Origin of the sequence: Caulobacter hibisci (genome assembly GCF_016135805.1) — a bacterium.
Lineage (GTDB): Bacteria > Pseudomonadota > Alphaproteobacteria > Caulobacterales > Caulobacteraceae > Caulobacter > Caulobacter hibisci.
In genome coordinates this window covers 76,954-100,624 of sequence record NZ_JADWOX010000015.1, presented here as the reverse complement: position 1 = coordinate 100,624, position 23,671 = coordinate 76,954, and the positions used below count along the sequence as shown (strand labels likewise).

The 23,671-nt window shown below is 69.6% G+C and carries 30 protein-coding genes and 1 pseudogene; 21 read left to right on the top strand and 10 right to left on the bottom strand.

Features of this window, described 5'->3' with window-relative positions; genetic code table 11:
- The first annotated feature begins 38 nt into the window (after nucleotides 1-38).
- From purB to I4Q42_RS19075, 3 genes are read left to right on the top strand one after another with little or no spacing between them, the layout of a single operon-like run.
- Nucleotides 39-1,349, top strand: coding sequence for an adenylosuccinate lyase (gene purB / locus I4Q42_RS19085; RefSeq protein ID WP_198577671.1), 1,311 nt, complete (start codon nucleotides 39-41; stop codon nucleotides 1,347-1,349).
- A 5-nt stretch (nucleotides 1,350-1,354) separates the two neighbouring features.
- On the top strand, nucleotides 1,355-2,107 hold the full coding sequence (locus I4Q42_RS19080) for a 2OG-Fe(II) oxygenase (protein ID WP_198577670.1): 753 nt from the start codon (nucleotides 1,355-1,357) through the stop codon (nucleotides 2,105-2,107).
- Nucleotides 2,104-2,610 (top strand): DNA-deoxyinosine glycosylase, encoded by a 507-nt coding sequence (locus I4Q42_RS19075; RefSeq protein ID WP_198577669.1) that lies wholly within the window; start codon nucleotides 2,104-2,106, stop codon nucleotides 2,608-2,610. Before I4Q42_RS19080 ends, I4Q42_RS19075 begins: the two co-directional genes overlap by 4 nt.
- Nucleotides 2,611-2,752: 142 nt before the next feature.
- On the opposite strand, the gene I4Q42_RS19070 is transcribed toward I4Q42_RS19075, so the two are convergent.
- The gene (locus I4Q42_RS19070; protein ID WP_198577668.1) at nucleotides 2,753-3,175 is read right to left on the bottom strand and encodes a DUF1842 domain-containing protein; all 423 of its coding nucleotides are present in this window, start codon (nucleotides 3,173-3,175) and stop codon (nucleotides 2,753-2,755) included.
- Between the two features lie 228 nt (nucleotides 3,176-3,403).
- Nucleotides 3,404-3,721: a DUF1476 domain-containing protein gene (locus I4Q42_RS19065; RefSeq protein WP_110121474.1), complete on the bottom strand. Its 318-nt coding sequence runs from the start codon at nucleotides 3,719-3,721 to the stop codon at nucleotides 3,404-3,406.
- Nucleotides 3,722-4,110: 389 nt separating this feature from the next.
- On the opposite strand from I4Q42_RS19065, the gene purC reads away from it, so the two are divergent.
- Nucleotides 4,111-4,866: a phosphoribosylaminoimidazolesuccinocarboxamide synthase gene (gene purC / locus I4Q42_RS19060; RefSeq protein ID WP_110121475.1), complete on the top strand. Its 756-nt coding sequence runs from the start codon at nucleotides 4,111-4,113 to the stop codon at nucleotides 4,864-4,866.
- A 138-nt stretch (nucleotides 4,867-5,004) separates the two neighbouring features.
- On the top strand, nucleotides 5,005-5,244 hold the full coding sequence (gene purS / locus I4Q42_RS19055; RefSeq protein ID WP_198577667.1) for a phosphoribosylformylglycinamidine synthase subunit PurS: 240 nt from the start codon (nucleotides 5,005-5,007) through the stop codon (nucleotides 5,242-5,244).
- A 61-nt stretch (nucleotides 5,245-5,305) separates the two neighbouring features.
- On the opposite strand, the gene I4Q42_RS19050 is transcribed toward purS, so the two are convergent.
- A complete protein-coding gene (locus I4Q42_RS19050) occupies nucleotides 5,306-5,986 on the bottom strand; it encodes a DUF1353 domain-containing protein (RefSeq protein WP_232793293.1) in 681 nt (226 codons plus the stop codon).
- Nucleotides 5,987-6,163: 177 nt separating this feature from the next.
- Here I4Q42_RS19050 and I4Q42_RS19045 point away from each other — a divergent pair, with 177 nt between their 5' ends.
- The 7 genes from I4Q42_RS19045 to purQ all read left to right on the top strand — a co-directional run bounded on the left by I4Q42_RS19045 (nucleotide 6,164) and on the right by purQ (nucleotide 12,349).
- Nucleotides 6,164-6,595 carry a DUF2946 family protein gene (locus tag I4Q42_RS19045; protein WP_198577665.1) on the top strand — a complete coding sequence of 144 codons (432 nt, stop codon included), beginning with the start codon at nucleotides 6,164-6,166 and terminating at the stop codon, nucleotides 6,593-6,595.
- A 96-nt stretch (nucleotides 6,596-6,691) separates the two neighbouring features.
- Entirely contained in the window at nucleotides 6,692-8,740 is a 2,049-nt protein-coding gene (locus I4Q42_RS19040; protein ID WP_198577664.1) for a TonB-dependent receptor family protein, read from the top strand.
- 2 nt (nucleotides 8,741-8,742) lie between these two features.
- Nucleotides 8,743-10,074: a PepSY-associated TM helix domain-containing protein gene (locus tag I4Q42_RS19035; RefSeq protein WP_408611102.1), complete on the top strand. Its 1,332-nt coding sequence runs from the start codon at nucleotides 8,743-8,745 to the stop codon at nucleotides 10,072-10,074.
- Nucleotides 10,075-10,077: 3 nt separating this feature from the next.
- On the top strand, nucleotides 10,078-10,512 hold the full coding sequence (locus I4Q42_RS19030) for a copper chaperone PCu(A)C (RefSeq protein ID WP_198577663.1): 435 nt from the start codon (nucleotides 10,078-10,080) through the stop codon (nucleotides 10,510-10,512).
- Nucleotides 10,512-11,087: an SCO family protein gene (locus I4Q42_RS19025; protein ID WP_198577662.1), complete on the top strand. Its 576-nt coding sequence runs from the start codon at nucleotides 10,512-10,514 to the stop codon at nucleotides 11,085-11,087. The genes I4Q42_RS19030 and I4Q42_RS19025 overlap by 1 nt, the downstream gene beginning before the upstream one ends.
- A gap of 58 nt (nucleotides 11,088-11,145) precedes the next feature.
- Nucleotides 11,146-11,631, top strand: a complete 486-nt coding sequence (locus I4Q42_RS19020; protein ID WP_198577661.1) for a DUF3291 domain-containing protein — start codon at nucleotides 11,146-11,148, stop codon at nucleotides 11,629-11,631.
- Nucleotides 11,632-11,686: 55 nt separating this feature from the next.
- Nucleotides 11,687-12,349: a phosphoribosylformylglycinamidine synthase subunit PurQ gene (gene purQ / locus I4Q42_RS19015; RefSeq protein ID WP_198577660.1), complete on the top strand. Its 663-nt coding sequence runs from the start codon at nucleotides 11,687-11,689 to the stop codon at nucleotides 12,347-12,349.
- A gap of 87 nt (nucleotides 12,350-12,436) precedes the next feature.
- Here the strand turns inward: purQ and I4Q42_RS19010 are convergent, their stop codons facing one another.
- From I4Q42_RS19010 to I4Q42_RS19000, 3 genes are all read right to left on the bottom strand, one after another.
- Entirely contained in the window at nucleotides 12,437-12,583 is a 147-nt protein-coding gene (locus I4Q42_RS19010; protein ID WP_198577659.1) for a hypothetical protein, read from the bottom strand.
- A 135-nt stretch (nucleotides 12,584-12,718) separates the two neighbouring features.
- Complete coding sequence (locus I4Q42_RS19005) at nucleotides 12,719-13,114, bottom strand: type II toxin-antitoxin system VapC family toxin (RefSeq protein ID WP_232793283.1); 396 nt, start codon at nucleotides 13,112-13,114, stop codon at nucleotides 12,719-12,721.
- On the bottom strand, nucleotides 13,111-13,374 hold the full coding sequence (locus I4Q42_RS19000; protein WP_198577658.1) for a type II toxin-antitoxin system VapB family antitoxin: 264 nt from the start codon (nucleotides 13,372-13,374) through the stop codon (nucleotides 13,111-13,113). Before I4Q42_RS19000 ends, I4Q42_RS19005 begins: the two co-directional genes overlap by 4 nt.
- Before the next feature lie 66 nt (nucleotides 13,375-13,440).
- Here I4Q42_RS19000 and purL point away from each other — a divergent pair, with 66 nt between their 5' ends.
- The gene (gene purL / locus I4Q42_RS18995; protein ID WP_198577657.1) at nucleotides 13,441-15,648 is read left to right on the top strand and encodes a phosphoribosylformylglycinamidine synthase subunit PurL; all 2,208 of its coding nucleotides are present in this window, start codon (nucleotides 13,441-13,443) and stop codon (nucleotides 15,646-15,648) included.
- Nucleotides 15,649-15,683: 35 nt separating this feature from the next.
- Nucleotides 15,684-16,037, top strand: coding sequence for a hypothetical protein (locus tag I4Q42_RS18990; RefSeq protein WP_198577656.1), 354 nt, complete (start codon nucleotides 15,684-15,686; stop codon nucleotides 16,035-16,037).
- A 121-nt stretch (nucleotides 16,038-16,158) separates the two neighbouring features.
- Here the strand turns inward: I4Q42_RS18990 and I4Q42_RS18985 are convergent, their stop codons facing one another.
- Complete coding sequence (locus I4Q42_RS18985) at nucleotides 16,159-16,611, bottom strand: MaoC family dehydratase (protein ID WP_198577655.1); 453 nt, start codon at nucleotides 16,609-16,611, stop codon at nucleotides 16,159-16,161.
- A 40-nt stretch (nucleotides 16,612-16,651) separates the two neighbouring features.
- Nucleotides 16,652-17,335: a GntR family transcriptional regulator gene (locus I4Q42_RS18980; protein ID WP_198577654.1), complete on the bottom strand. Its 684-nt coding sequence runs from the start codon at nucleotides 17,333-17,335 to the stop codon at nucleotides 16,652-16,654.
- 144 nt (nucleotides 17,336-17,479) lie between these two features.
- Between I4Q42_RS18980 and ribD the strand changes: the two genes are divergently transcribed.
- From ribD to I4Q42_RS26665, 5 genes and pseudogenes are all read left to right on the top strand, one after another.
- The gene (gene ribD / locus I4Q42_RS18975; protein ID WP_198577653.1) at nucleotides 17,480-18,445 is read left to right on the top strand and encodes a bifunctional diaminohydroxyphosphoribosylaminopyrimidine deaminase/5-amino-6-(5-phosphoribosylamino)uracil reductase RibD; all 966 of its coding nucleotides are present in this window, start codon (nucleotides 17,480-17,482) and stop codon (nucleotides 18,443-18,445) included.
- Between the two features lie 12 nt (nucleotides 18,446-18,457).
- On the top strand, nucleotides 18,458-19,072 hold the full coding sequence (locus tag I4Q42_RS18970) for a riboflavin synthase (RefSeq protein ID WP_198577652.1): 615 nt from the start codon (nucleotides 18,458-18,460) through the stop codon (nucleotides 19,070-19,072).
- Nucleotides 19,048-20,265 carry a 3,4-dihydroxy-2-butanone-4-phosphate synthase gene (gene ribB / locus I4Q42_RS18965; protein WP_198577651.1) on the top strand — a complete coding sequence of 406 codons (1,218 nt, stop codon included), beginning with the start codon at nucleotides 19,048-19,050 and terminating at the stop codon, nucleotides 20,263-20,265. Before I4Q42_RS18970 ends, ribB begins: the two co-directional genes overlap by 25 nt.
- A complete protein-coding gene (ribH, locus tag I4Q42_RS18960) occupies nucleotides 20,262-20,708 on the top strand; it encodes a 6,7-dimethyl-8-ribityllumazine synthase (RefSeq protein ID WP_198577650.1) in 447 nt (148 codons plus the stop codon). Before ribB ends, ribH begins: the two co-directional genes overlap by 4 nt.
- Nucleotides 20,709-20,739: 31 nt before the next feature.
- A pseudogene (locus tag I4Q42_RS26665) lies at nucleotides 20,740-20,928 on the top strand (hypothetical protein).
- Here the strand turns inward: I4Q42_RS26665 and I4Q42_RS18955 are convergent.
- The gene (locus I4Q42_RS18955) at nucleotides 20,841-21,350 is read right to left on the bottom strand and encodes a winged helix-turn-helix transcriptional regulator (RefSeq protein ID WP_198577649.1); all 510 of its coding nucleotides are present in this window, start codon (nucleotides 21,348-21,350) and stop codon (nucleotides 20,841-20,843) included. The pseudogene I4Q42_RS26665 and the gene I4Q42_RS18955 sit on opposite strands and share 88 nt — an antisense overlap.
- A gap of 126 nt (nucleotides 21,351-21,476) precedes the next feature.
- On the opposite strand from I4Q42_RS18955, the gene I4Q42_RS18950 reads away from it, so the two are divergent.
- Together I4Q42_RS18950 and I4Q42_RS18945 are read left to right on the top strand one after the other, a co-directional pair.
- Nucleotides 21,477-22,286, top strand: coding sequence for an SDR family NAD(P)-dependent oxidoreductase (locus I4Q42_RS18950; RefSeq protein ID WP_198577648.1), 810 nt, complete (start codon nucleotides 21,477-21,479; stop codon nucleotides 22,284-22,286).
- 88 nt (nucleotides 22,287-22,374) lie between these two features.
- A complete protein-coding gene (locus I4Q42_RS18945) occupies nucleotides 22,375-22,569 on the top strand; it encodes a hypothetical protein (RefSeq protein WP_198577647.1) in 195 nt (64 codons plus the stop codon).
- Between the two features lie 176 nt (nucleotides 22,570-22,745).
- Here the strand turns inward: I4Q42_RS18945 and dmeF are convergent, their stop codons facing one another.
- Nucleotides 22,746-23,669, bottom strand: a complete 924-nt coding sequence (gene dmeF / locus I4Q42_RS18940; protein ID WP_198577646.1) for a CDF family Co(II)/Ni(II) efflux transporter DmeF — start codon at nucleotides 23,667-23,669, stop codon at nucleotides 22,746-22,748.
- Nucleotides 23,670-23,671: the final 2 nt, after the last annotated feature.

Here is a 23,671-nt window from a genome sequence, read left to right as displayed (position 1 = left end):
CTTGACTCAGCGCCCTGGCGCGACGAAACCCCGGCCCCATGATCAGCCGCTACGCCCGCCCCGAAGCCGCCGCCATTTGGTCCAGCCAGACCAAGTACAAGATCTGGTTCGAGATCGAGGCCCACGCCGCCGACGCCATGGCCGAGATCGGGACCATCCCGAAGCTCGCCGCCGAGACCATCTGGGAGAAGGGTCGCGACGCGATCTGGGACAGCGACCGGATCGACGAGATCGAGCGCGTCACCAAGCACGACGTCATCGCCTTCCTGACCCACGTGTCGGAAATCGTCGGCCCCGAGGCCCGCTTCCTGCACCAGGGCATGACCAGCTCGGACGTGCTGGACACCTGCTTCGCCGTGCAGCTGTCGCGCGCCACCGACCTGCTGCTCGACGGCGTCGATCTCGTTCTGGCCGGCCTGAAGCGCCGCGCGCTGGAACACAAGTTCACCGTTTGCGTCGGCCGCAGCCACGGCATCCACGCCGAGCCGATCACCTTCGGCCTGAAGCTGGCCGGCTACTACGCCGAATTCCAGCGCGCCAAGGAGCGCCTGGCGATGGCCAAGTTCGAGATCGCCACCTGCGCGATCTCCGGCGCCGTCGGCACCTTCGCCAATGTCGATCCGCGCGTCGAACAGCACGTGGCCGACAAGATGGGCCTGGCCGTCGAGCCGGTCTCGACCCAGGTCATCCCGCGCGACCGCCACGCGGCCTATTTCGCCGCCCTCGGCGTCGTGGCCTCGTCGATCGAGCGCCTGGCCACCGAGATCCGCCACCTGCAGCGCACCGAGGTCCTCGAAGCCGAAGAGCCCTTCGAGGTCGGCCAGAAGGGCAGCTCGGCCATGCCCCACAAGCGCAACCCGATCCTCACCGAGAACCTGACGGGCCTCGCCCGCCTGGTCCGCTCGGCCGTGGTGCCGGCGATGGAGAACGTCGCCCTCTGGCACGAGCGCGACATCAGCCACTCGTCGGTCGAGCGCGGCATCGGCCCGGACGCCACCATCCACCTCGACTTCGCCCTGCGCCGCCTGGCCGGCGTCATCGAGCGCTTCAACATCTATCCCGACAACATGGCCAAGAACCTCGACAAGCTCGGGGGCCTGGTGTTCTCGCAGCGGGTCATGCTGGCCCTGACCCAGGAAGGCGTCAGCCGCGAAGACGCCTATGCCGCCGTCCAGGGCAACGCGATGAAGGTGTGGCGCGGCGAAGGCCGGTTCCTCGACTTCCTCAAGGCCGACGAGACCGTCAGCAAGGCCCTGTCGGACGAGGCCCTCGAGGCCCTGTTCGACCTGACCTACCACACCAAGAACGTCGACGTGATCTTCAAGCGCGTGTTCGGCGAACAGGCCTGAACCCGTTGAGCGAGCCGCCGATCCTTCGTCTCAACCCGGCGCTGGATCCGGCGGCCTTCGCGGCCGCCTATGCTCGCGACGGCGTGGTGCGGATCCCCGGGATCTTCGAGCCGGCCACGGCCGACGTCCTGGCCCGCATGCTCGAGCAGGGCATGAACTGGGACGTCGTCTGCTCCACCGAGAGCGGCAAGGCCGAGGTGCTGGACCGGGCGGCGATCCAGAAGCTGGGCGCGACCGGCGTCGGCGAGAAGCTGAAGGCCGCCACCCTGCGGGCCCGCAACGGCTTCGCCTATGTCTATCTCGGCTATCCGATGATCAGCGCCTACCTGGCCGGGCGCGATCCAGGCCACCCGATCCACGACCTGACCGACTTCCTCAACAGTCCCGAGATGATCGCCTTCGGGGCGGCGGTGATCGGCGAGAGCGGGATCACCAAGCTGGACGCCCAGGCCACCCTCTATCGGCCCGGCGACTTTCTGACCCGCCACGACGACACCGGCGAGGGCGACCGGCGAGCGGCCTACACCATCAGCCTGACCCGCGAATGGCGCAGCGACTGGGGCGGGCAGCTGCTGTTCCACGACGCGGCCGGCGACATCGAGCGCGGCTTCGCCCCGGCCTTCAACGTGATGACGATCTTCAAGGTGCCCCGCCAGCACTCGGTGGCCCCCGTCGCGCCCTATGCCGGCGCGCCGCGGCTTATGGTCACCGGTTGGCTTAAGGACAGCCCGCCGTCGGGCACGCCGCGCGCCCAATGAGCGTCGAGGAAGCCCGCAAGCGCGGCTTCCCGCCGGTGGTGAACCCCGACGTCCGCCTGCTGGTGCTGGGCAGCCTGCCCGGCGACGCCTCGCTGGCGGCGGCGCAATACTACGGCCATCCCCGCAACGGCTTCTGGCGGTTGATCGGCGCTGTCATCGACCACGATCTCGTCGCCCTGCCCTACGAGCAGCGCCTGGCGGGCCTGCTGGCGGCGGGGATTGGCCTGTGGGACGTCCATGCCGAGGCCGTGCGGCCCGGCAGCCTCGATGCGGCGATCAAGGATGCGGCCGACAACGACCTGCTGGGCCTGATCGCGACCTTGCCGCGGCTGCGGGCCGTCGCCTTCAACGGCGGCGCGGCGGCCAAGGCGGGGACACGGCTGCTGTCAGGTTCGGGCCTGGCCCTGGCGCCCCTGCCCTCGTCGAGCCCGGCCCATGCGGCGCTGGGCTTCGAGGCCAAGCGCAAGGCGTGGCTGGGGTTGCGGGGTTGGTTGAAGCCCTAGAGACCCTCTCCCCGTGGGAGAGGTGTCGCCGAAGGCGACGGAGAGGGGAGTGGCCGTGAAGCCGTCCGTATCAGCGGAAGCTGAAACGCCCCCCCTCCGGCGCTTTGCGCCACCTCCCCCAGAGGGGGAGGATCCTATGGCTTCACCCGACCTTCTTCACCGGCACGTTGTCGACGTGGGTGTTGAGGTAGTCGAAGCCGCCGTGGCCGTTCCAGGTCTTGTCGACCACCAGGCCGGCGCGGAACTGCACCAGGAAGGCGCCGATGGCGGGCGGCGGCACGCTGGCCACGAACTGGCCGTGCAGGGCGATCAGCAGCTGATCCTGGCCAAAGCCGGTGTGGTAGATGTTGCCCTGCACCGGGAAGCGGTGCTGGCCGCCGATGATCGCCTGGTTGATCTCGGCGATGCCGCTGACATGGCCCGAGGGCGCATCGACGGTCAGGGCCAGGTTGACGATCGGGGCGCCGGGCGTGCCGACGTTACCGACCACGAGCTTGACCAGGTACAGCCCGACCGGGCTGATTTCGGTGGTTTGGGAGTGCAGGTTGCCGACGTCGTCAGCCATGTGTCGTCCTCCGATGATGCGGGAACGGTCGCTTGGTCGCCGCCCCGTCTTTTGACGATGCGCCTGCCGGGCGAATTCAACGCCCGATAAAGCCTGAGGACGATCTCAGATTTTCAACAACCTAAAGATGCAAATGTTCACAGAGCGACGGTAGCGGGCAAAAGAAAAGGCCCGGCCGGTGTGAACCGGGCCGGGCCTTCTGATCTTCCGCCGCGAAGGCGGGGCGGCTTATTCGCCCGAGCGGATCTGCTCGCGGGCGAAGGCCAGCAGCTCGGCCATCTTCATCCGGACCTCGCCCTCGCTGACGGCGACGCCCGAGCCCTTCAGGTCTTCGAAGACCTTGCGGACCACGTCGTCGTCGCCCGGTTGTTCGAAGTCGGACTTCACCACGGCGCGGGCGTATTCCTCGACCGTGGCCAGGCCCATCAGGCCGGCGGCCCATTCGCCGACCAGGCGGTTGCGGCGGGCGGTGGCCTTGAACTCCAGCTCCTGGTCGTTCGCGAACTTGCGTTCGAAAGCCTGCTCGCGGTCGTCGAAGGTCGTCATGAAAGCCCCAAGTTTTCCGAAACGCCTCCGCCCGAAGGTGCAACCCCAGGGCGGTGTAGCGGCGATCCAGTGTAAGAGAGTAGAGCCGTTTCGTCCCGTGCGAACGTATCTCGTCCGCTAGGCGAATTGGCCCTAGTGGCGGCTCCATATCCCGTGGCGAGGCGGGGGGCAATCACTCCCGACGCCGCAGGGCGAAGGTTTACCATTCCGGCAGCCCCCGTTTGCGCCAAAGGCCGCGTTCGGGTAGGTTCCGACGGACATTTTTCAGTGAGCGGCCTTGAGTCGAACGCCGCGCGCAGCTATCCGCCGCGCGCGCTTTTCGTTTCTCCGGAGAGTTCCTCCGGGGTGTGGGTGGCGCGCTTATTCGCAGAAGGGCCTCGACGAGAGCCATGACCCGTCGCAAGAAGATCTACGAAGGCAAGGCCAAGATCCTGTACGAGGGCCCCGAGCCCGGCACCCTGATCCAGTACTTCAAGGACGACGCCACCGCCTTCAACGGCGAGAAGAAGGCCCAGCTCGAAGGCAAGGGCGTCATCAACAACCGGATCAGCGAGTACGTCATGACTCGCCTGAATTCGATCGGCGTACAGAACCACTTCATCCGCCGGCTGAATCTGCGCGAGCAGCTGATCAAGGAAGTCGAGATCATTCCGCTGGAAGTCGTCGTGCGCAACATCGCCGCCGGCTCGATCGCCACGCGCCTGGGCCTGACCGAAGGCCAGCCGCTGCCGCGCTCGATCATCGAGTTCTACTACAAGGAAGACAAGCTCAACGACCCGATGGTGTCGGAAGAGCACATCACCGCCTTCAACTGGGCCGCCACCCAGGAGATCGACGACATGATGGCCATGGCCCTGCGGGTCAACGACTACCTGTCGGGCCTGTTCAGCGGCGTCGGCATCACCCTGGTGGACTTCAAGATCGAGTTCGGCCGCATCTACGAGGGCGACTTCTCGCGGATCATCCTGGCCGACGAGATCAGCCCCGACAGCTGCCGCCTGTGGGACGCCGCCACCAACGAGAAGCTGGACAAGGACCGCTTCCGTCGCGACCTGGGCAATGTCATCGAGAGCTATACCGAAGTGGCCCGCCGCCTCGGCATCATGAAGGAAATGCCCACCGTCATCCAAGGCGGCGTGCACTAGTCATTTTTGATCCTCTCCCTGGAGGGGGAGGTGTCGCCGGAGGCGACGGAGGGGGAAGATCCCGATCGCCGTGGACGGCTTACGCCCCTCCACCGCTTCGCGGTCCCCCTCCCCCGCTTCGCGAGGGAGGAATTTACAGTGAAAGCCACCGTCCACGTGTTCCTGAAGCCCGGCGTGCTCGACGTCCAGGGCAAGGCCGTCGAGAACGCCCTGCACGGCCTGGGCTGGCCGTCGGTGAAGGAGGCCCGCGTCGGCCGCGTCATCGAGTTCGACCTCGACGGAACCGACGCCGAGGCCGCCAAGGCCGAGGTCAAGGCCATGTGCGAGAAGCTGCTGGCCAACACGGTCATCGAAAGCTACCGCATCGACATCGCTTAAGGCGAGACGAGGGCCTAAGGGCGATACGGATCGAGGGACGCTCAGCCGTCCCTCGCCTCCTTCAGCTTCCCGGCGCGGCCAGCCCCGCCGTGTTGGCGGCCACGATCGCATCGACCTCGGCGACCGCGCGGGCGGCTTCCTCCTGCGGGTCGAGCAGGCGCTCGGCGCCCAGCGACGCGACCTCCGCGGCGACCACCTGGTCGCCCAGGCGCGCGAACTCTTCCTGCAGCAGACGATCCTCGGGCGACGGACGCAGCCTGACCTTGTCGTCCCCGCCCGGCAGCGCCTCCTGGCCGGCCCAGGTCGAGCCGATCCGCACCCCCAGATACAGCAGCTTGGCCTGCACCGCGCTGCATCCTCCGGCCCGGCAGGCGGCGTAGAACATCGTGTCCCCCGCCCGCCGGTCGGGCCCGTCGTGCGGATGGCGATCGCAGGCGACGTCGTGGACGATCGACGCGCGGCGGTAGTCGCCGGTGTAGGGCGAGCCGACCAGCGTCCACAGCGCCCGGGGTATCGAAGCCCCGTCGACGACCCACCCTGCCGGCGCGTCCCAGACCTTGCCGGCCGCGTCCCTGAAGCTGAAGGGATCGATCAGCTTCATCCGCCGATCGTCGTCGCCTTCGGTCAGCCAGACGGTCCGGGGATCGCCGCTGAACACGCCGAATCCGCCGGCTCCCTCGGCTTGCGTCGCCTCGGCGTGCGCGGCTTCCGCCGGCGCGGTCTCAAGCACCTCGACGCCCATCACGATCTCCCCGATGCGTCCGGCGCGGCCCCCAGGGTCGCCGCAATCACGGAACGACGTTACTTATGAACGCTACTATGGATTGTATCGACGATCCAGAACTTGTGGCCCTCGCGACGCCGGCGTTGCCCGACAACCCCGCACGACAACCCTGGATGTTTAAGCTATAGCTGCCCCGTGACCCGTCCGACCGCCCTTGCCCGACTGCTTGCGCGCGACGCCTTCCTGGCGCTCGCGGTGCTGGCCATCGTGCTCAAGGTGCTGGTCCCGGCCGGCTTCATGCCCAACGCCGAAGCCCGCAACGGCCTGCCCTTCGCCCTGGTGCTCTGCACCGCCGACGGGGCCAAGATGGTCGCGCCCGGCGACCTGCTGGCCTCGCACCAGGACGATCAGGACGACCACGGCGAGAAGAAGCCGGCGCATGACGGCCCCTGCCCGTTCGCCGCCCAGGGCCCGGCCGCGCCGCCGGTCGAGATCGCCCTGGCCGGCGAGGCCCTGGCGATCGCCCACAGCGAAACGCCGCCGCCCCTGGCGCGCACAGTCGTTCCCGGCCGGGGCCTGGCCGCCCCGCCGCCGCCTGCCACCGGTCCTCCGTCCCTGCTGATCTGATCCCGCCGCCCTCGGCCGGCTAGCGCCCGCGCGTCCGCTGCGACGCGCGCAGATCATCACGGCCGCCCCGCGCGGCCGAAGGACCAGAACCGTTCCATGAAGTCTCTCTTGCTGGCGTCCGCCGCCATGCTCGCCGTCGCGCCCGCCGCCTTCGCCGCTGATACGCCCGACGCCGCCGACACCGACGTCACCTCGGTCATCGTCACCGCCCGCCGCAATCCCGAGGAGCCCTCAGTGGTCGCCCTGGCCCGCGGCCGCCTTTCGGAAACGCCGGGCGCGGTGTCGGTGATCTCGCAGGAATCCTACGCCTCCCGCCAGGCCATCGCCCTGGACGACATGCTGCGCGACGCCCCCGGGGTCTACGCCCAGCGCAAGTGGGGCGGCGACATCCGCATCTCGATCCGCGGGTCGGGGATCGGCAACGCCAGCCACAACCGCGGCCTGCTGCTGGCCCAGGACGGCGTGCCGCTGAACGAGGCCGACGGCTATGGCGACAGCCAGGCGGTCGATCCGCTCAACACCCGCTATGCCGAGGTCTATCGCGGCGGCAACGCCCTGCGCTTCGGCGGCGCCCTGCTGGGCGGGGCGATCAACATGGTCACGCCGACCGGCAAGGACGCCGGCTACGGCGCCCAGGTGCGGGTCGATGGCGGCTCCTACGGGCTGATCCGCGAGCATGTCGCGCTGGCCCGCCAGTCGGGCGACTGGGACGTCTATGCCGCCGCCACCAACCAGACCAGCCAGGGCTGGCGCTCGCAGAGCCAGCAAAACATCCAGTTCGGCAGCCTCAATATCGGCCGCTCCTTCGGCCAGGACCGCGAGGTGCGCTTCATCCTCAACGGCTCGAACGTCAACCAGGAGATCCCCGGCGCCCTGACCGTGGCCCAGTTCGAGGCCAATCCCCGCCAGACCGCCGCGGCCAGCGCCGCCGCCGACCAGGGCCGCAACCAGCGCGGCCTGCGCGGCTCGCTGCGCACCAGCTGGCGGCTGAGCGACGAGCTGGTGTTCGAAGGCGCGGTCTATGCGGTGTGGAAGGACCTGGACCACCCGATCTTCCAGGTCATCGACCAGCAGAGCCGCAACTACGGCGCCTTCGGTCGCTTCGACTGGGACGGCCAGCTGGGCGGCCTGCGCACCGACGCCTTCTTCGGCGCCTGGTATCGCCAGGGCGATCTGGACTCCAACTTCTACGTCAACAACCGCGGAGCGCGCGGCGCACCGACCTCGCGCACCCAGCAGAACGCCAGGGCCATGGACCTGTTCGGCGAGGGCCGGCTGTTCGTGACCGACAAGCTGGCCCTGGTGGGCGGGGCGACCTGGGGCCGAGCCGAGCGCGACTATGTCAGCTTCGCCGTGCCGGGCGTCGCAACGACCTTCAACCTGACCGCCGACAAGACCTATGAGTGGTTCTCGCCGCGCGTGGGCCTGCTGTGGCAGGGCGACGGCGGCGACCAGATCTTCGCCAACCTCACCCGCTCGGTCGAGCCGCCGAACTTCAGCTCCATGACGCCGACCAACACCGGCTTCACGGCCGTGCAGGCGCAAGAGGCCTGGACCGGCGAGATCGGCACGCGGGGCCATCGCGGCCCGCTGACCTACGACGTCACCCTGTACCGGGCGAACCTGAAGCACGAGATGCTGCAATACGCGGTCAGCAGCCTGATCCCGGCCGCCACCTTCAACGCCGACAAGACCATCCACCAGGGGATCGAGGCGGCCCTGGACTGGGCCGTGGCCCCGCGCTGGCGGCTGCGCCAGACCTGGACGTGGTCGGACTTCCGCTTCGACGGCGACGTCCAGTACGGCGACAACCGCCTGCCGATCGTGCCCGAGCACTTCTACCGCGCCGAGGTCCGCTACGATGGTCGCGGCGGCTGGTTCGTGGCCCCGTCGGTCGAATGGTCCGCCAGCGACCAGTGGATCGACTACAAGAACACCAAGACCGCCCCCAGCTACGCGATCCTCAACCTCAACGCCGGCTGGAAGGCGACCGACAAGATCTCGCTGTTCCTCGACGCACGGAACCTGACCGACGAGGCCTATGTCTCCAACACCCAGGCGGCCACGGTCTGGACCGCCTCGACCGCCGCCCTGTGGCCCGGCGACGGCCGCTCGGTCTATGGCGGCGTGACGGTGTCGTTCTGACCGTGACGGACGCGAGCGAAACCCAAGGGACCTCGCCCGCCGGCGAGGTCTACCGCGCCTTCTGGCGCTGGCACTTCTATGCGGGCCTGCTGGTCCTGCCCGTGCTGATGCTGCTGGCCCTGACCGGCGGGCTCTACCTGTTCAAGGACGAGCTGACGGCGATCATCCACCGCCCCCTGGTCGTCGTCGCCGATGGCCCGGAAACGGCGAGCCCGGCGACCTGGCTGGCCGCGGCCGAGGTGGCGGGCGGCGGCAAGGCCGTGCAGATGGTCATCCCCGCGCGCAGCGATCGGTCGGTGCAGGTGGCCGTCGAGACGGCTTCCGGCAAGACGACGGCCTATGTCGATCCGCATACGGGCCAGGCCCTGGGCGTGACGGCGCCGGGCGGGCTGATGGGCCTGGTCAAGCGGCTGCACAGCCTCGACATCGCCGGTCCTGTCGCCAACCTGCTGGTCGAGGTCGCGGCCGGCTGGGCGATCGTGCTGGTCGCCACCGGCGTCTTCCTGTGGTGGCCGCGTGGCCGGAGCGGCGGCGTTGTCACCGTGCGGAGCCGGCCGGCCAAGCGGCTGTTCTGGCGCGACCTGCACGCCGTCACAGGGATCTTCGCCGGCGCGGTGATCGTCTTCCTGGCGGTCACCGGCATGCCGTGGTCGGCCTTCTGGGGCAAGGAGGTCCGCCAGCTGACGACCGAAGCCGGACTTGGCCGCCCCAAGCCGCCGGTCGTTCAGTCGCACCACGATGAACCGGCCGAGGGCGTGCCCTGGGCCCTGCAGACCAAGGCGGCGCCCGCGAGCCACCATGACCACCACGCGGCCCTCGGCGTCGACGCCATCGTCGGCAAGGCCCGGGCGGCGGGCCTGACCGACGGCTTCACCCTGAGCCTGCCCAAGACCCCGGGCGGGGCCTGGACCGCCGCCTACATGCCCGACAAGGTCGAGAACGCCCGCACGGTCTATCTCGACGGGGCCGACGGCCGGGTGCTGGCCGACATCGGCTATCGTGACTTCGGCGCGGCGGCCAAGGTCATCGAATGGGGCATCGCCGTCCACCAGGGCCAGCAGTTCGGCCTGGCCAACAAGCTGCTGATGCTGGCCGGCTGCATCTCGATCTGGCTGCTGGGCGTCTCGGCCGTGGTGATGTGGTGGAAGCGCAGGCCCAAGAGTCGCCTGGCCGCGCCCGTTCCGCCGGCCCGTCGCGGCGCCTATCTGGGTCTTCTGGCCGTCGTCCTGCCGTTGGCCGTTCTCTATCCGCTCGTCGGCGCCTCGCTGGCGGCGGCGCTGATCCTCGACCTCGTCCTGCGGCGGCTGTCCCCCGCGCCGCGCCTCGGAGCCTGACTGATGAAAGCCTTCCTCCTCCCGCTCGCCGCCCTGGCCCTGGCGAGCTCGGCCCTGGCCGCTCCGCCCGCCAAGGTCGCCGTCGCCGACGCCTGGTGCCGCGCCGCCCCGGCCGGAGCCATGGCCGGCGGCTGCTACGTCACCCTGACGGCCGCCGCCGACGACCGGCTGGTCGCCGTCGAGACCCCGGCCGCCAAGCGCGGCGAGATCCACATCATGTCGATGGACGGCGGGGTGATGCGGATGCGCAAGCTGGCCGACGGCATCGCCCTGCCGGCCGGCCAGGCCGTGGCCCTGAAGCCCGGCGCCGAGCACCTGATGATCATCGGTCCGAAGATCGCCCTCAAGGACGGCGCCAAGGTTCCCCTGACCTTGAAGTTCGCCAAGGCTCCGCCGGTGACGGTCGAGGCCCCGGTCCGCACCGCGGTGAAGCCTTGATGCGCGCCCTGTTCCTGGCGGCCGCGCTCGCCGCCGCCCTGCCCCTGGCCGCCTGCGACCAGAAGGCCCCGGCGCAGGCCCCGCGCTCGACGATCCAGATTGGCGGGCCGTTCAACCTCGTGGACACCAACGGCAAGCCGGTCACCGAGAAAAGCCTGCTGGGCAAGCCGACGGCGATCTTCTTCGGCTTCACCTACTGCCCGGAGGTCTGCCCCACGACCATGACCGACATGAGCGCCTGGCTGAAGGCCCTGGGGCCGGACGCCGACAAGCTGAACGTGGTGTTTGTCTCGGTCGATCCCGAGCGCGACACGCCGCAGCAATTGAAGCTCTACCTGTCGAACTTCGACCCGCGCATCCAGGGCTTCACCGGCACGCCGGACGAGATCGCCAAGACCGCCAAGGCCTATCGCGTCTATTACAAGAAGGTCCCGCAGGACGGCGGCGAATATACGATCGACCACTCGTCGGCGATCTACCTGTTCGACGCCAAGGGCGGTTTCGTCGAACCGATCGCCTACCAGTCGCCCCCCGACCGGGCGGAAGGCCAGCTGCGCCGACTACTGGGAAGCTGAGTCCTTTCGGCGGCGGCCGTGGCTCCCTACCTTCGCCTGAACAGGACGGGAGGACGTCATGGCCGCCTTTGAACTGGCCCAGGTCAATATCGGCCGCTTGAAAGCGCCGATCGACGATCCGGCGATCAAGGACTTCGTCGACAATCTGGACCGCATCAACCAGCTGGCCGAGGGCTCGCCCGGCTTCGTCTGGCGGCTGAAGGGCGACGGCAACAACGCCACCGACCTCTCCGTCGGCGGCGATCCGCTGGTGATCCCCAACCTCTCGACCTGGACCGACATTCCGTCGCTGGGCGCCTATGTCTATCGCTCGGCCCACGTGGAGATCATGCGGCGGCGGCGCGAGTGGTTCGAGCCGGCCGAGGGTCCGCACCTGGTTCTGTGGTGGGTTCCGGCGGGCCATCGGCCCAGCGTCGAGGAGGCGCTTGAGAAGCTCGCCCTGCTGTCCGCCCACGGTCCGACGCCGGCGGCCTTCACCTTCCGCCACCCCTTCCCCGCCCCGGCCGGCGACGAGGTCGAGCCGGTGCTGGACGAATGCGCGTGAGTTTAGGGACAGCGGCGCCTGACATTCGATCCGAACGGTGCTACAGGCCCGCGCCATGAAAGCCGCCGTCGTCGTCTTCCCCGGTTCCAACTGCGATCGTGACTGCAAGGTCGCCGTCGAACGCTCCACCGGCGCTCGCGTCGAGATGGTCTGGCACCAGGAGACGGCCCTTCCGGACGACCTGGACCTGATCGTCCTGCCCGGCGGCTTCTCCTACGGCGACTATCTGCGCTGCGGCGCCATGGCCGCCCAGAGCCCGGTGATGCGCGAAGTGGTCTCGGCCGCCAACAAGGGCGTGGCCGTAGTCGGCATCTGCAACGGCTTCCAGGTGCTGACCGAAGTCGGCCTGCTGCCCGGCGCCCTGCTGCGCAACGCCAAGCTGAAGTACATCTGCAAGCCGGTCGAGCTGGACATCGTCAACAGCCAGACCCGCTTCACCGCCAGCTTCGGCGAGCAGCGCGACGCGGTCATGACCGTCGGCAACGGCGAGGGCAACTTCTTCGCCGACGAGGAAACCCTCGACCGCATCGAGGGCGAGGGCCAGGTGGTGTTCCGCTACAAGGAAAACCCCAACGGTTCGGCCCGCGACATCGCCGGCATCGTCAACGCCGGCGGCAACGTCCTGGGCCTGATGCCCCACCCCGACCGGTCCTTCGACGCCGACCTCGGCTCGGAAGACGGCGCGATCCTGTTCCGCAGCGTCTTCCAGAGCGCCTGACGCCCTGACGGCCCGCCGCCCACGACAAAGGGCCGGCGGAGCGACGCCGGCCCTTCCTCCGATGGAGCACTGCTAACGCCCGCTAAGTCAGCGTTCGCGGTCGCGATCCGGCTGGTTTTCCTGGCCGCCCGGGTTGCGGCCCTGTTCGTTCTGGCGCTGCTGCTGCTGTTGGCCCGGCGCCTGTCGCTGCGGGTTCTGCTGCTGTTGCTGCGGATTGCGGTTTTGGTCACCCATGGGCTTCTCCTCTTCGGTCCGCGCGCTGCCTGCGCACAGGGACAAGAACGGACCGAGGAGTCGCGGCGTTCCTCCGGCGGAGCTGCCTTAATTCCAGCTTAGCTCATGTTTTCGCAGGCGTTTTCGCGCCATGCGTCAGAGCGCCGCGCGGATGTCGGTATGGGCGAAGTCGTCGCCCTTGAAGAGCAGCGGCGCGTTCAGCGCCTTGGCCAGAGCGTAGGAGAAGCAGTCTCCCAAGTTCAAGCGCGCGGGGTGGCGCCCCTTGCCAAACCTCATCGCCGCATCGATCGCCAAGCGCGCCTGCGCCGGATCGACATCAATGATTTCGATCCCCAGCATCTGGAGATCTCGGTCGAGTTCGCTCGGCACGATCTCGGCCGCGAAAACCTTGGCATAGACGTGAGCGGCCTCGACCACGCTGGCGGCGGACATCGCCTTGCGCGGCTGGGCGATCAGGATCGAGAGGAAGGTCTCGCGCTCGGACTCTCTCAGCACGATGGCCGCCAGCGCCGACGTGTCGACGACGATCAACGCGGCAAGCCCTGTTCGTCATAGAGTTCGGCGTCGATCTCGGCGGCTGTCTTGTCGGAGATTCGAGGCCGCGCATCGACCTCGCGCAGCCAGGCCTCGATCTCGGCATATCGATCGGTCTGCGCCTGCGGCTCCAGCCCCAACGCCTTCAGCGTATCGGCCAGCGCGTTGTGGATAGCATCGGTCAGGCTGACGCCCGTGGCCTCGGCCACCTGCCGCGCCAGGGCTTCCGTCTCGGCCCGCTTAATGCTGATGCCCATTCTAGAACCACCTTCGGCTTTCTAGAATATAGCGGAATCCCCCCAGCCGCGCTAGAAGGCGCGCCCATGAGCGCACCCTCCACCGCCCCCGCCAAGTCCATGGCCGATACGGCCGCCGAATTCGGTCTGAAGCCCGAGGAATACGCGGTCGTTCTCGACCGCCTGGGCCGCGAGCCCAACCTCGTCGAGCTCGGGGTGTTTTCGGTGATGTGGTCCGAGCACTGCTCGTACAAGTCGTCGAAGAACCAGCTGAAGAAGTTCCCGATCGACGGCCCGCGCGTCATCTGCGGTCCGGGCGAGAACGCCGGCGTCATCGACATCGACGACGGCCAGGCGATCATCTTCAAGATGGAGAGCCACAACCACCCCTCCTACATCGAGCCCTACCAGGGCGCGGCGACGGGCGTGGGCGGCATCATGCGCGACGTCTTCACGATGGGCGCGCGGCCGATCGCCCTGCTGAACGCCCTGCGCTTTGGCGATCCCTCGCACCCGAAGACCAAGCGCCTGGTCGACGGCGTGGTGGCCGGCATCGCGGGCTACGGCAACTGCGTGGGCGTGCCCACCGTGGCCGGCGAGACCAACTTCCACCCCGGCTACAACGGCAACATCCTGGTCAACGCCATGTGCGTAGGCCTGGCCGACGCCGACAAGATCTTCTACTCAGCCGCCCCGGGCGCAGGCCTGGCGGTTGTCTATTTCGGCTCCAAGACCGGCCGCGACGGCATCCACGGCGCGACCATGTCGTCGGCCGAGTTCTCCGAGGATTCCGAGGAGAAGCGCCCGACCGTGCAGGTCGGCGACCCCTTCGCCGAGAAGCTGCTGATCGAGGCCACGCTGGAGCTGATGGCCACCGGCGCCGTCGCGGCCATCCAGGACATGGGCGCGGCCGGCCTTACCTCCTCGTCGGTCGAGATGGCCGGCAAGGGCGGCGTCGGCATCGAGCTGAACATGGACGCCGTGCCCCAACGCGAAACCGGCATGTCGGCCTACGAGATGATGCTGTCGGAAAGCCAGGAGCGCATGCTGGCGGTCCTCAAGCCCGGCCGCGAGCAGGACGGCCATGCCATCTTCGAGAAGTGGGGCCTGGACGCCGCCGTCATCGGCTACACCACCGACACCGGCCGCCTGGTGCTCAAGCACCACGGCGAGACGGTCTGCGACGTGCCGCTGGCCACGCTGTTCGACGACGCGCCGCTGTACGACCGCCCGTGGACCGAGCCCAAGGTCGACGCCCGCCTCGACCCGGCCAAGGTGGCCGCGCCCGAGAACTGGGACGAGGCCGTGCTGAAGGTCGTCGGCTGCCCCGACATGGCCTCCAAGCGCTGGCTGTGGGAGCAGTACGACCGCCACGTGATGGCCGACACCCTGGAAGACAGCGCCACCGGCTGCGACGCCGGCATCGTGCGCATCCACGGCACTGGCAAGGCCGTGGCCGTGACCAGCGACTGCACCCCGCGCTACGTCCAGGCCGACCCGTACGAGGGCGGCAAGCAGGCCGTCGCCGAAGCCTGGCGCAACCTGACGGCGGCCGGCTCGCTGCCGATCGCCATCACCGACAACCTCAACTTCGGCAGCCCCGAAAAGCCCGAGACCATGGGCCAGATCGTCCGCGCCACCGACGGCATGGCCGAGGCCTGCCGGGCGCTGGACTTCCCGGTCGTGAGCGGCAATGTCAGCCTCTACAATGAGACCAACGGCGTCGCCATTCCCCCGACCCCGACCGTCGGCGCCGTCGGCCTGCTGGCAGATTTCGACCTGCGCACGGGCTTTGGCAACGTCGCCGAAGGCGACACCCTGGTGCTGATCGGCGAGACCCACGGCGAACTGGGCGCCTCGATCTATCTGCGCGAGATCCTGGGCCGCGAGGACGGCGCCCCGCCGCCGGTCGACCTGGCCGTCGAGCGCAAGAACGGCGACTTCGTGCGCGGCCTGGCCGGCTCGGGCCTGGTGGCCGGCGTCCACGACCTGTCGGACGGCGGCCTGCTGATCGCCGCGGCCGACATCGCCCTGGCCAGCAAGGTCGGCGTCACCCTGAACGCCACCAGCCACGCCCACGCCCACCCCTACCTGTTCGGCGAGGACCAGGCCCGCTACCTGCTGGCGACGCCCGATCCGGACGCCCTGCTGGAAGCGGCCAAGGAAGCCGGCGTGCACGCCAATATCGCGGGCGTGGCCGGCGGCGAGGCCTTCGCCTCGACCGGCCTGTTCTCGATCCCGCTGGCCAAGCTGCGCGAGACGAACGAAGCCTGGCTGCCGGCGTTCATGGGCTGATGGCCAAGTGCGGCCGACGCTTTCGAGGATCTGACATGCGCCTGCCGCTGATCGCCGTCGCCCTGCTGACCCTGGCCGCCTGCGCCCCGACGGCCCCGCCACCGGGGCCTTCGGCGCAAGCCGGCGACAGCGTCGAGGCCTGCACGGCGCGCGGCGGTCAGATCGAGACCGTCGGCCGGCGCGGCCTGCCGACCTGCGTCGTGCCCTTCGCAGACGCCGGCAAGGCCTGCACCGACGGCTCGCAATGCCAGGGCGGCTGCGTCCTGGAAGGCAACCTCGAGCCCAGCGACGCGCCGGTCACCGGCCAGTGCAAGCGCTCGAACGTGCAGTTCGGCTGCTACGCCAAGGTCGTGGGCGGCAAGGCCACCAGCGCGATCTGCGTGGATTAGCTAGATCCTCCCCCTCTGGGGGAGGTGGCCCACAGGGCCGGAGGGGGCCAGCGCCGGTGCTCGGAACCCCCTCAGTCACTCCGCGACAGCTCCCCCAGAAGGGGAGCATCCAGCGCCGTCCTCAGCCCTTGGCCGGACGCCGGCGGCGCGGCACGCGGACGGTGGCTTCGCCGTCCATGACCACGTCTTCGCCGACCAGGGCGGCGCAGGTGAGCACCACCCGGGCGCTCTCCTGGTCGATGGCCGAGACGGTGACGCGGGCGGTGACGACGTCGCCGATCCGCACCGGCCGGTGGAAGGCCAGGGTCTGGCTGAGATAGATCGCGCCGGCGCCGGGCAGGATGGTGCCGACCACCGCCGAGCCGAACGAGGCCGACAGCAGGCCGTGGGCGATCCGGCCGCGATAGGCGGTCTTGGCCGCGAAGGCCTCGTCCACGTGCACCGGGTTGAAGTCGTCCGAGGCCTCGGCGAACAGTTGGATGCGGTCTTCGGTGACGGGCACGTGCTTCTCGGCCGTCATGCCGACGGAGAGTTCTTCGAGAATATAGCCGCCGGTGGGATGCGCTTCGATCATGACGCGGCGTTAGCACGGGTCGCGGCCCGTCGCAAAACCGTTACCGGCCCTCCGGCTCCGAAGCGCTGGGCGGCTGGCCGATCAGCTGCGCGCAGAGCGCTTCCGCCCGAACAGGGTCACGGGCGGCGATCGCGTCGGCCATCTCGCGATGCAGGGCGACATCGACCATCTGCTCGTCGGGGGCCTGCTTCTCCATCTGCCAGATCCAGAAGCGGGTGGCGGTGTTCTGCAGGCTGACGACGAAGCGGGCCAAGGTCGGGTTCTGGGTGGCGAAGGCGACGGCGCGGTGGAAGGCCAGGTCCATGGCCAGCATGGCCCGGAAGTCGCCGGCGGCGATCGCCTCTTCCGCCCCGTCGAAGGCCGTCAGGATCGCCGGCAGGTCGGCCGGGCGATGGTTGCGGGCGGCCAGGCCCGCCGTCTTCGCCTCCAGCATCAGCCGCACCTGGAAGGCGTGCTCGATCTCGGCCACGTCCAGCGGCGCGACGATGGTGCCGACCCGCGGCCGCCGCAGCACCAGCCCCTCGATGGCCAGGCGCCCCAGGGCGTCGCGCACGCCGGCCAGCCCGCCGGCGTAGCGAGCGGCCAGGGCCTTCTCCTCCAGCACCTGCATGGGGGCGAGATCCCCCAGCAGGATGTCCTGCAGGATCAGCTCGTACAGCCGCGCCTTCTGCAGCCCGGGCGACCAGGCGCCGTGCGGCTCGACGCTGTTGCGCGGGCCCTTCATTTCGGCGGTGGCGAGTGGTCGGTCATGCTCCGTAGCTAAGCCAATTAGCCCCGAGCGTCATTCCCAACGGGGTCTAAAATGTAAGAGGCGCGAAAGGCGGAGCTGGCTTGGAAAGCCGACGATCCCGTCATCTATAGGCGGCCGATGACGGCCCCCCTCCCCTCTCCTGATCAGATCGCGACCGGCTTCCAGCTGGCCCTGGACGCCGCCGACCGCTTCGTCGGCGCCACCGCGCCCAACCCGCCGGTGGGCTGCGCCTTGCTGGCGGCGGACGGGACGGTGCTAGCGGTCGCGGCCCACGAGGCGGCAGGACAGCCGCACGCCGAGGCCGCCGCCCTGGCCGCCTGCCGCGCGGCGGGACGGCAAGGTGACATCCACACGGTGGTCGTCACCCTGGAGCCCTGCAATCACTATGGCCGCACACCGCCCTGCACGGAGGCGATCCTGGCCAGCCCCGCGAAGGCGGTCTGGTACGGGGCGGGCGATCCCAATCCGACGGCGACCGGCGGGGCGGCGCGACTGGCGGCGGCGGGCCTCGCCATCGGTCCGATCGCCGATCTCGCCCATGCCGACGCCGCCGCGCTTCACGCCCGCGCCGCCCGGCTGATCGCGCCATTCGTCACCCGCCTCATGCGCGGCCACCCGTGGCTGACGATCAAGCAGGCCCTCGACGCCGACGGCTCGATGATCCCGCCGCCCGGGGCCAAGACCTTCACCTCCGACGCTTCCCTGGCCCTCGCCCACGACCTGCGCCGCCGGGCCGACGCCGTGATCACCGGCTCGGGTACGATCCTGGCGGATGCGCCGCTGCTGACCGTCCGCCGGGTGGAAGACCTAAGCCGCAAGCCAAGACGCCTGGCGATCCTCGACCGCCGGGGCCGCACGCCCGCCGCCTATCTCGACGCCGCCCGCGCGCGGGGCTTCGCGCCCAGCCTGCATGGCGACATCCCCGGCCTGCTGGCCGACCTCGCCGCCGATAGCGTGCTGGAGGCCCTGGTCGAGTGCGGCCCGACCCTGCTGGCCGCCTTCCTCGAAGCCGGCCTGTGGGACGAACACGTGATCATCCGCCAGGGCGCTGACGGCGACGTCGTCACCCGCGCCCTGGCCTGAGAAGGAGACCCGATGTTTTCCGGAATCGTCGAACGCCTGGGCCGGGTGTCGGCCGTCGAGACGGTCGCCGACGGCGCCGTGCGCCTGACCTTTGAGACCGGCTTTCCCGACCTGGCCCTGGGCGAGAGCGTGGCGATCAACGGCGCCTGCATGACCGTCGTCGAGAGTGACCCGTCCGGGCGCGCCGAGGTCTTCGTCAGCGCCGAGAGCCTGGCGCGCACCAACCTCAAGGCCCTGAAACCCGGCGGCTTCGTCAATCTGGAGCGGGCCGTGACCTTGGCCACGCGACTGTCGGGACACCTCGTCCAGGGCCATGTCGATGGCGAGGCGCGTCTGGCCTCGGTCGTCCATGAGGACGGGGCCTGGAAGACCCGCTTCAGCCTGCCGGCCTCGCTGGCTCCCTACTGCGTCGAGAAGGGCTCGGTCGCCCTCAACGGCGTCAGCCTGACGCTCAACACGGTCGAGCCGGTCGCGGGCGGCCGGTTCGCCGTCGGGGTGACCCTGATCCCCCACACCTGGACCCACACCAACCTGCAGCACGCCGCGCCCGGCGACCCGATCAATGTCGAGGTCGACGTGCTGGCCAAATATGTGGAGCGGCTATGTCACGCCTCCCTGAACGCCTGAGCTTAGCGCTGGACCGCCTGAAGACCGGCGGCATGATTATCCTGGTCGACGACGAGGACCGCGAGAACGAGGGCGATCTGGTGCAGGCCGCGCAGTTCGCCGACGCGACCGCCATCGCCTTCATGGCCAAGCAGGCCAGCGGCCTGATCTGCCTGGCCATGGACGCCCCGCTGATCGACCGCCTGGGCCTGCCGCCGATGGTCGCCGACAACCGCACGCGGCGCAGCACCGCCTTCACCGTCTCGATCGAGGCGACGCAAGGGGTCGACACCGGCATTTCGGCCGCCGACCGAGCCCACACGATCCAGGCGGCGGTGGCGGACGGCGCGAGGCCTGCCGACCTCGTCTCGCCCGGCCACGTCTTCCCCCTGCGGGCCGTACCCGGCGGCGTGCTGGCGCGGGCGGGTCACACCGAGGCCTCGGTCGCGCTGGCGCGGATGGCCGGCCTGATCCCTGCGGCGGTGATCTGCGAGATCATGAACGACGATGGGACCATGGCCCGGGGCGAGGACCTGGCCGCCTTCTCGGCCCACCACGATCTGCCGATCCTCAGCATCGCCGAGCTGCGCGCTCACCTGATCGCAGCCGATCCGCCGGTCGAAGCGGTGGCGACCGCCCGCCTGCCCTCGCGCCACGGCCAGTTCGAGGTGCGGGCCTTCCGCAGCCGCCTCGACGGCGCCGAGCATCTGGCGATGGTCCGGGGACCGCTGGGCGGCGCGCCGCTGGTGCGGGTGCATTCTGAATGCCTGACCGGCGACGCCCTGGGATCACGCCGCTGCGACTGCGGCGCCCAATTGCAGGCGGCGCTGGACGAGATCGACGCATCCGGAAACGGCGTGCTGGTCTATCTGCGCGGCCACGAGGGGCGCGGCATCGGCCTGGCCAACAAGATCGCCGCCTACGCCCTGCAGGACCAGGGACTGGACACCGTCGAGGCCAACCACGCCCTGGGCTTTCCCGACGACGCCCGCGACTACGGCGTGGCGGCGGCAATCCTGCGGTCGCTGGGCGCCTCCGAGGTCCGCCTGCTCAGCAACAACCCGCGCAAGGCGCAGGCGCTTGAGGGTCTGGGGGTCACGGTTCGCGAGACCCTGCCCCTGGTCGCGCCGCCCGACCCGTTGAGCGCGGCCTACCTGGCGACCAAGCGCGCCAAGCTCGGCCACCGTCTTTCCCCCGTAAGGATCCCCGCATGACCACCCACCGCTTCGCCGTGGCCATCAGCCGCTTCAATCCCGAGGTCACCGAAGGCCTGCTGGCCGGGGCCCTGGCCGAGTTCGCGCAGCGCGGCGCGCCGGTCGCCCAGGCCGACGTCTTCGAGGCTCCCGGCGCCTTCGAGCTGCCGCTGATCGCCCAGGCCCTGGCGCGGACGGGCCGCTACGCCGGGATCGCCTGCCTCGGCTGCGTCATCAAGGGCGACACCGCCCACTTCGAGTTCATCAGCGCCGGCGCGGCCTGGGGCCTGGTCAGCGCCGGCCTGGCCACCGAGACCCCGATCGCCTTCGGGGTTCTGACCACCTACACCGACGAACAAGCCGCGATCCGCAGCCGCGACGACGCCGGCAACAAAGGCCGCGAGGCCGCAGCTGCCTGCGTCGAGGCGGCGGCGACGTTGCGGGTGATCCGGGCGGCGGCTTGATAGCTCCCTCTCCCATAGGGAGAGGGTCGGGGTGAGGGGTTACGGCGTCTGACGGAGCGCCGGCACATCGTCCGACCTCGTAACCCCTCACCCTCCCATCCCGACGTCGTCGGGACGGGCCCCTCCCTCTCCCTATGGGAGAGGGGCAGATGCGCGCCGCCCCTCGATCAACGCCAGGCGCGCGAGCACCGCCTCGCCCGCGACCGGGCCGGCGCCATAGGCGAAGGCCTCGCCGTCGATCGGCTTGCCGCTGCGGGCGTCGACCAGCACCGGCTCGGCCGTCTCTCCCGTCTGGCGGTCGACCAGGCAACTGGCGATCCCCTCCTTGGCGAGATGGCGGTTGCCGAAGGCCAGCAGCGCCGTCAGCACGGGCCCGAAATCGCGGCCCATCTCAGTCAGCACGTACTCGTGGCGCAGCGGCCGCTCCTGATAGGGCCGCCGCTCGAGAAAGCCGGATTCTACAAGCGCCCCGAGGCGCTTGGTCAGAATGTTCGGCGCGACCCCGAGGCTCTTTTCGAAGGCGTCGAAGCGGGTAAGGCCGTGAAAGGCGTCCCGCAGGATCATCAGGCTCCAGACGTCGCCGACGCGCTCCAGCGTGCGGCCGACGGGGCACTGTCCAGGATCGAAGGCGCGCGTGGTCATGGATGAAAGATAGGGCCTCGCTAGCAAAATGAAAGCCGGTCACTTGCAATTCGAAAGTGACTTGCCATCTGCAAGTCACGCCGGGCCGAGCGCCGAGGCGACAACCATCCCAAGGGGATAGAGACCATGAGCAAGCAACAGTTTCCCGGCGCGGCCCTGGTGACGGGCGCCTCCACCGGCATCGGCGCCACCTATGCCGACCGCCTGGCCAAGCGCGGCCATGACCTGGTTCTGGTCGCCCGCGACGCCAAGCGCCTCGCCGACCTGGCCGAGCGCCTGCGCGCCGAGACCGGCGTCAAGGTCGACGTCATCCAGGCCGACCTGACCAACGCCGTCGACCTGGCCCGGGTCGAGGCCCGGCTGCGCGACGACGCGTCCATCGATCTGCTGATCAACAACGCCGGCGCGGCCCTGTCCGGCGACTTCGTCGACCAGGACCTCGACAAGGTCGACAACCTGATCCAGCTGAACGTGGTGTCGGTGACCCGCCTCGCTCACGCCGCGGCCGGCGCCTTCAAGGCCCGCGAGCGCGGCGCGATCGTCAACATCTCGTCTGTGGTCGGCCTGCTGCCCGAGTTCCGCTCGCCGGTCTACGGCGCGACCAAGGCCTATGTGACCTACTTCACGCAGGGCCTGCGCAGCCAGCTGCCGGAGACCGTCAAGCTGCAGGCCGTGCTGCCCGGCGCCACCCGCACCGAAATCTGGGACCGCTCGGGCGGCGGCGGCACGGCCGCGCTCGATCCCTCGACCCTGATGGAGGTCGGCGACCTGGTGGACGCGGCCCTGGCCGGCTTCGACCAGGGTGAGCTGGTGACCATCCCCTCCCTGCCCGAGGCCGCCGATTTCGCCGCCTATGAAGGCGCCCGGCTGAACCTGGCGCCGAACCTGTCGCGCGATCGCCCCGCGGCGCGCTACAAGGTGCTGGAAGAGGCCTGATCGCGAGCTGGCGGCGGGCCAAGGAACGAAACCCGCCGCCGGCCGCTCCCGGCAAGGCTGCCCCCCGAGCAGAGGCAAGGAGCCCGCCATGTCCGTCATCGCCAATCTAGACGAATTCATCCTGGAAGAGACCGAGCACGGCATCTTCCTGACCGTCACCGCCGACGACGACCAGACCATGCGCGTGCGGGTCACCCTCGACGATCTCGAGGAGATCATGGAGGTCATCGACGAGGTGTTCGGCGTCGAGGTCGAAGCGGCCAATGACGAGGTCGAGGACTAGCAACGCCCCCTTCTCCCCTTGCGGGAGAAGGTGTCATCCGAAGGATGACGGATGAGGGGTCGCACCAACGAAAAACGCCGCGACGGCTGATCAGCTGTCGCGGCGTCTTGCTTCTGAGAAACCCCTCACCCGACCTCGCTCCGCGAGGCTACCCTCTCCCGCAAGGGGGAGAGGGATCAGAAAGCCTCCACCGTCAGGTGACGCAGCTCGTGCACCGGCGCTAGCCGCCCGCGCACGGCCTCGGCGGACAGGCCCGCCACGCTGACGATGGCCGCATGAGCGGCGGGACCCACCTTCCAGACGTGCAGGTCGAGGATGCGGGCGTCACCCGGCCCCTCGACCAGTTCGCGCACCTCGTCGGCCACGTGATCGTCGGTGGCGTCGAGCAGGATGGCGGCGGTGTCGCGCAGCAGCCCCCAGGCCCAGCGGGCGATGACCAGCGCCCCGACCACGCCCATCAGCGGATCCAGCCAGGTCCAGCCGAACTGCCGGCCGGCGACCAGGGCGACGATGGCCAGCACCGAGGTCAGGGCGTCGGCCAGCACGTGCATGTAGGCCGAGCGCAGGTTGTTGTCGTGGCCATGACCATGAGCATGATCGTGCCCATGGTCGTGGCCGTGGTGATGATCATGCTCATGGTGATGACCGTGATGACCGCCCGACAGCAGGGCCGCGCTGGCCAGGTTCACGATCAGTCCAACCACGGCGATGACGATGGCCTCCAGGAAGGCGATCGACGACGGCTCGAACAGTCGCCGCACCGACTCCACCCCCACGCCGACGGCGATCACCGCCAGCACCAGGGCCGAGGCGAAGCCGGCCAGGTCGCCGACCTTGCCGGTGCCGAAGCTGTAGCGGCGGCTGGTCGCGTGCTTGCGGGCATAGGCGTAGGCGGCCGCCGCCACGGCAAGAGCCCCAGCGTGGGTGGCCATGTGGAAGCCGTCGGCCAGCAGGGCCATCGAGCCGGTCCACCAGCCGGCCAGGATCTCGACCACCATCATCACGGCGGTGAGGCCTACCACCCACAGGGTGCGGCGGGCGTTGGCGTCGTGGTCGGCGGCCAGGAAGACGTGCTCGTGCGGCGCGGGGGCGGCGGTCATGT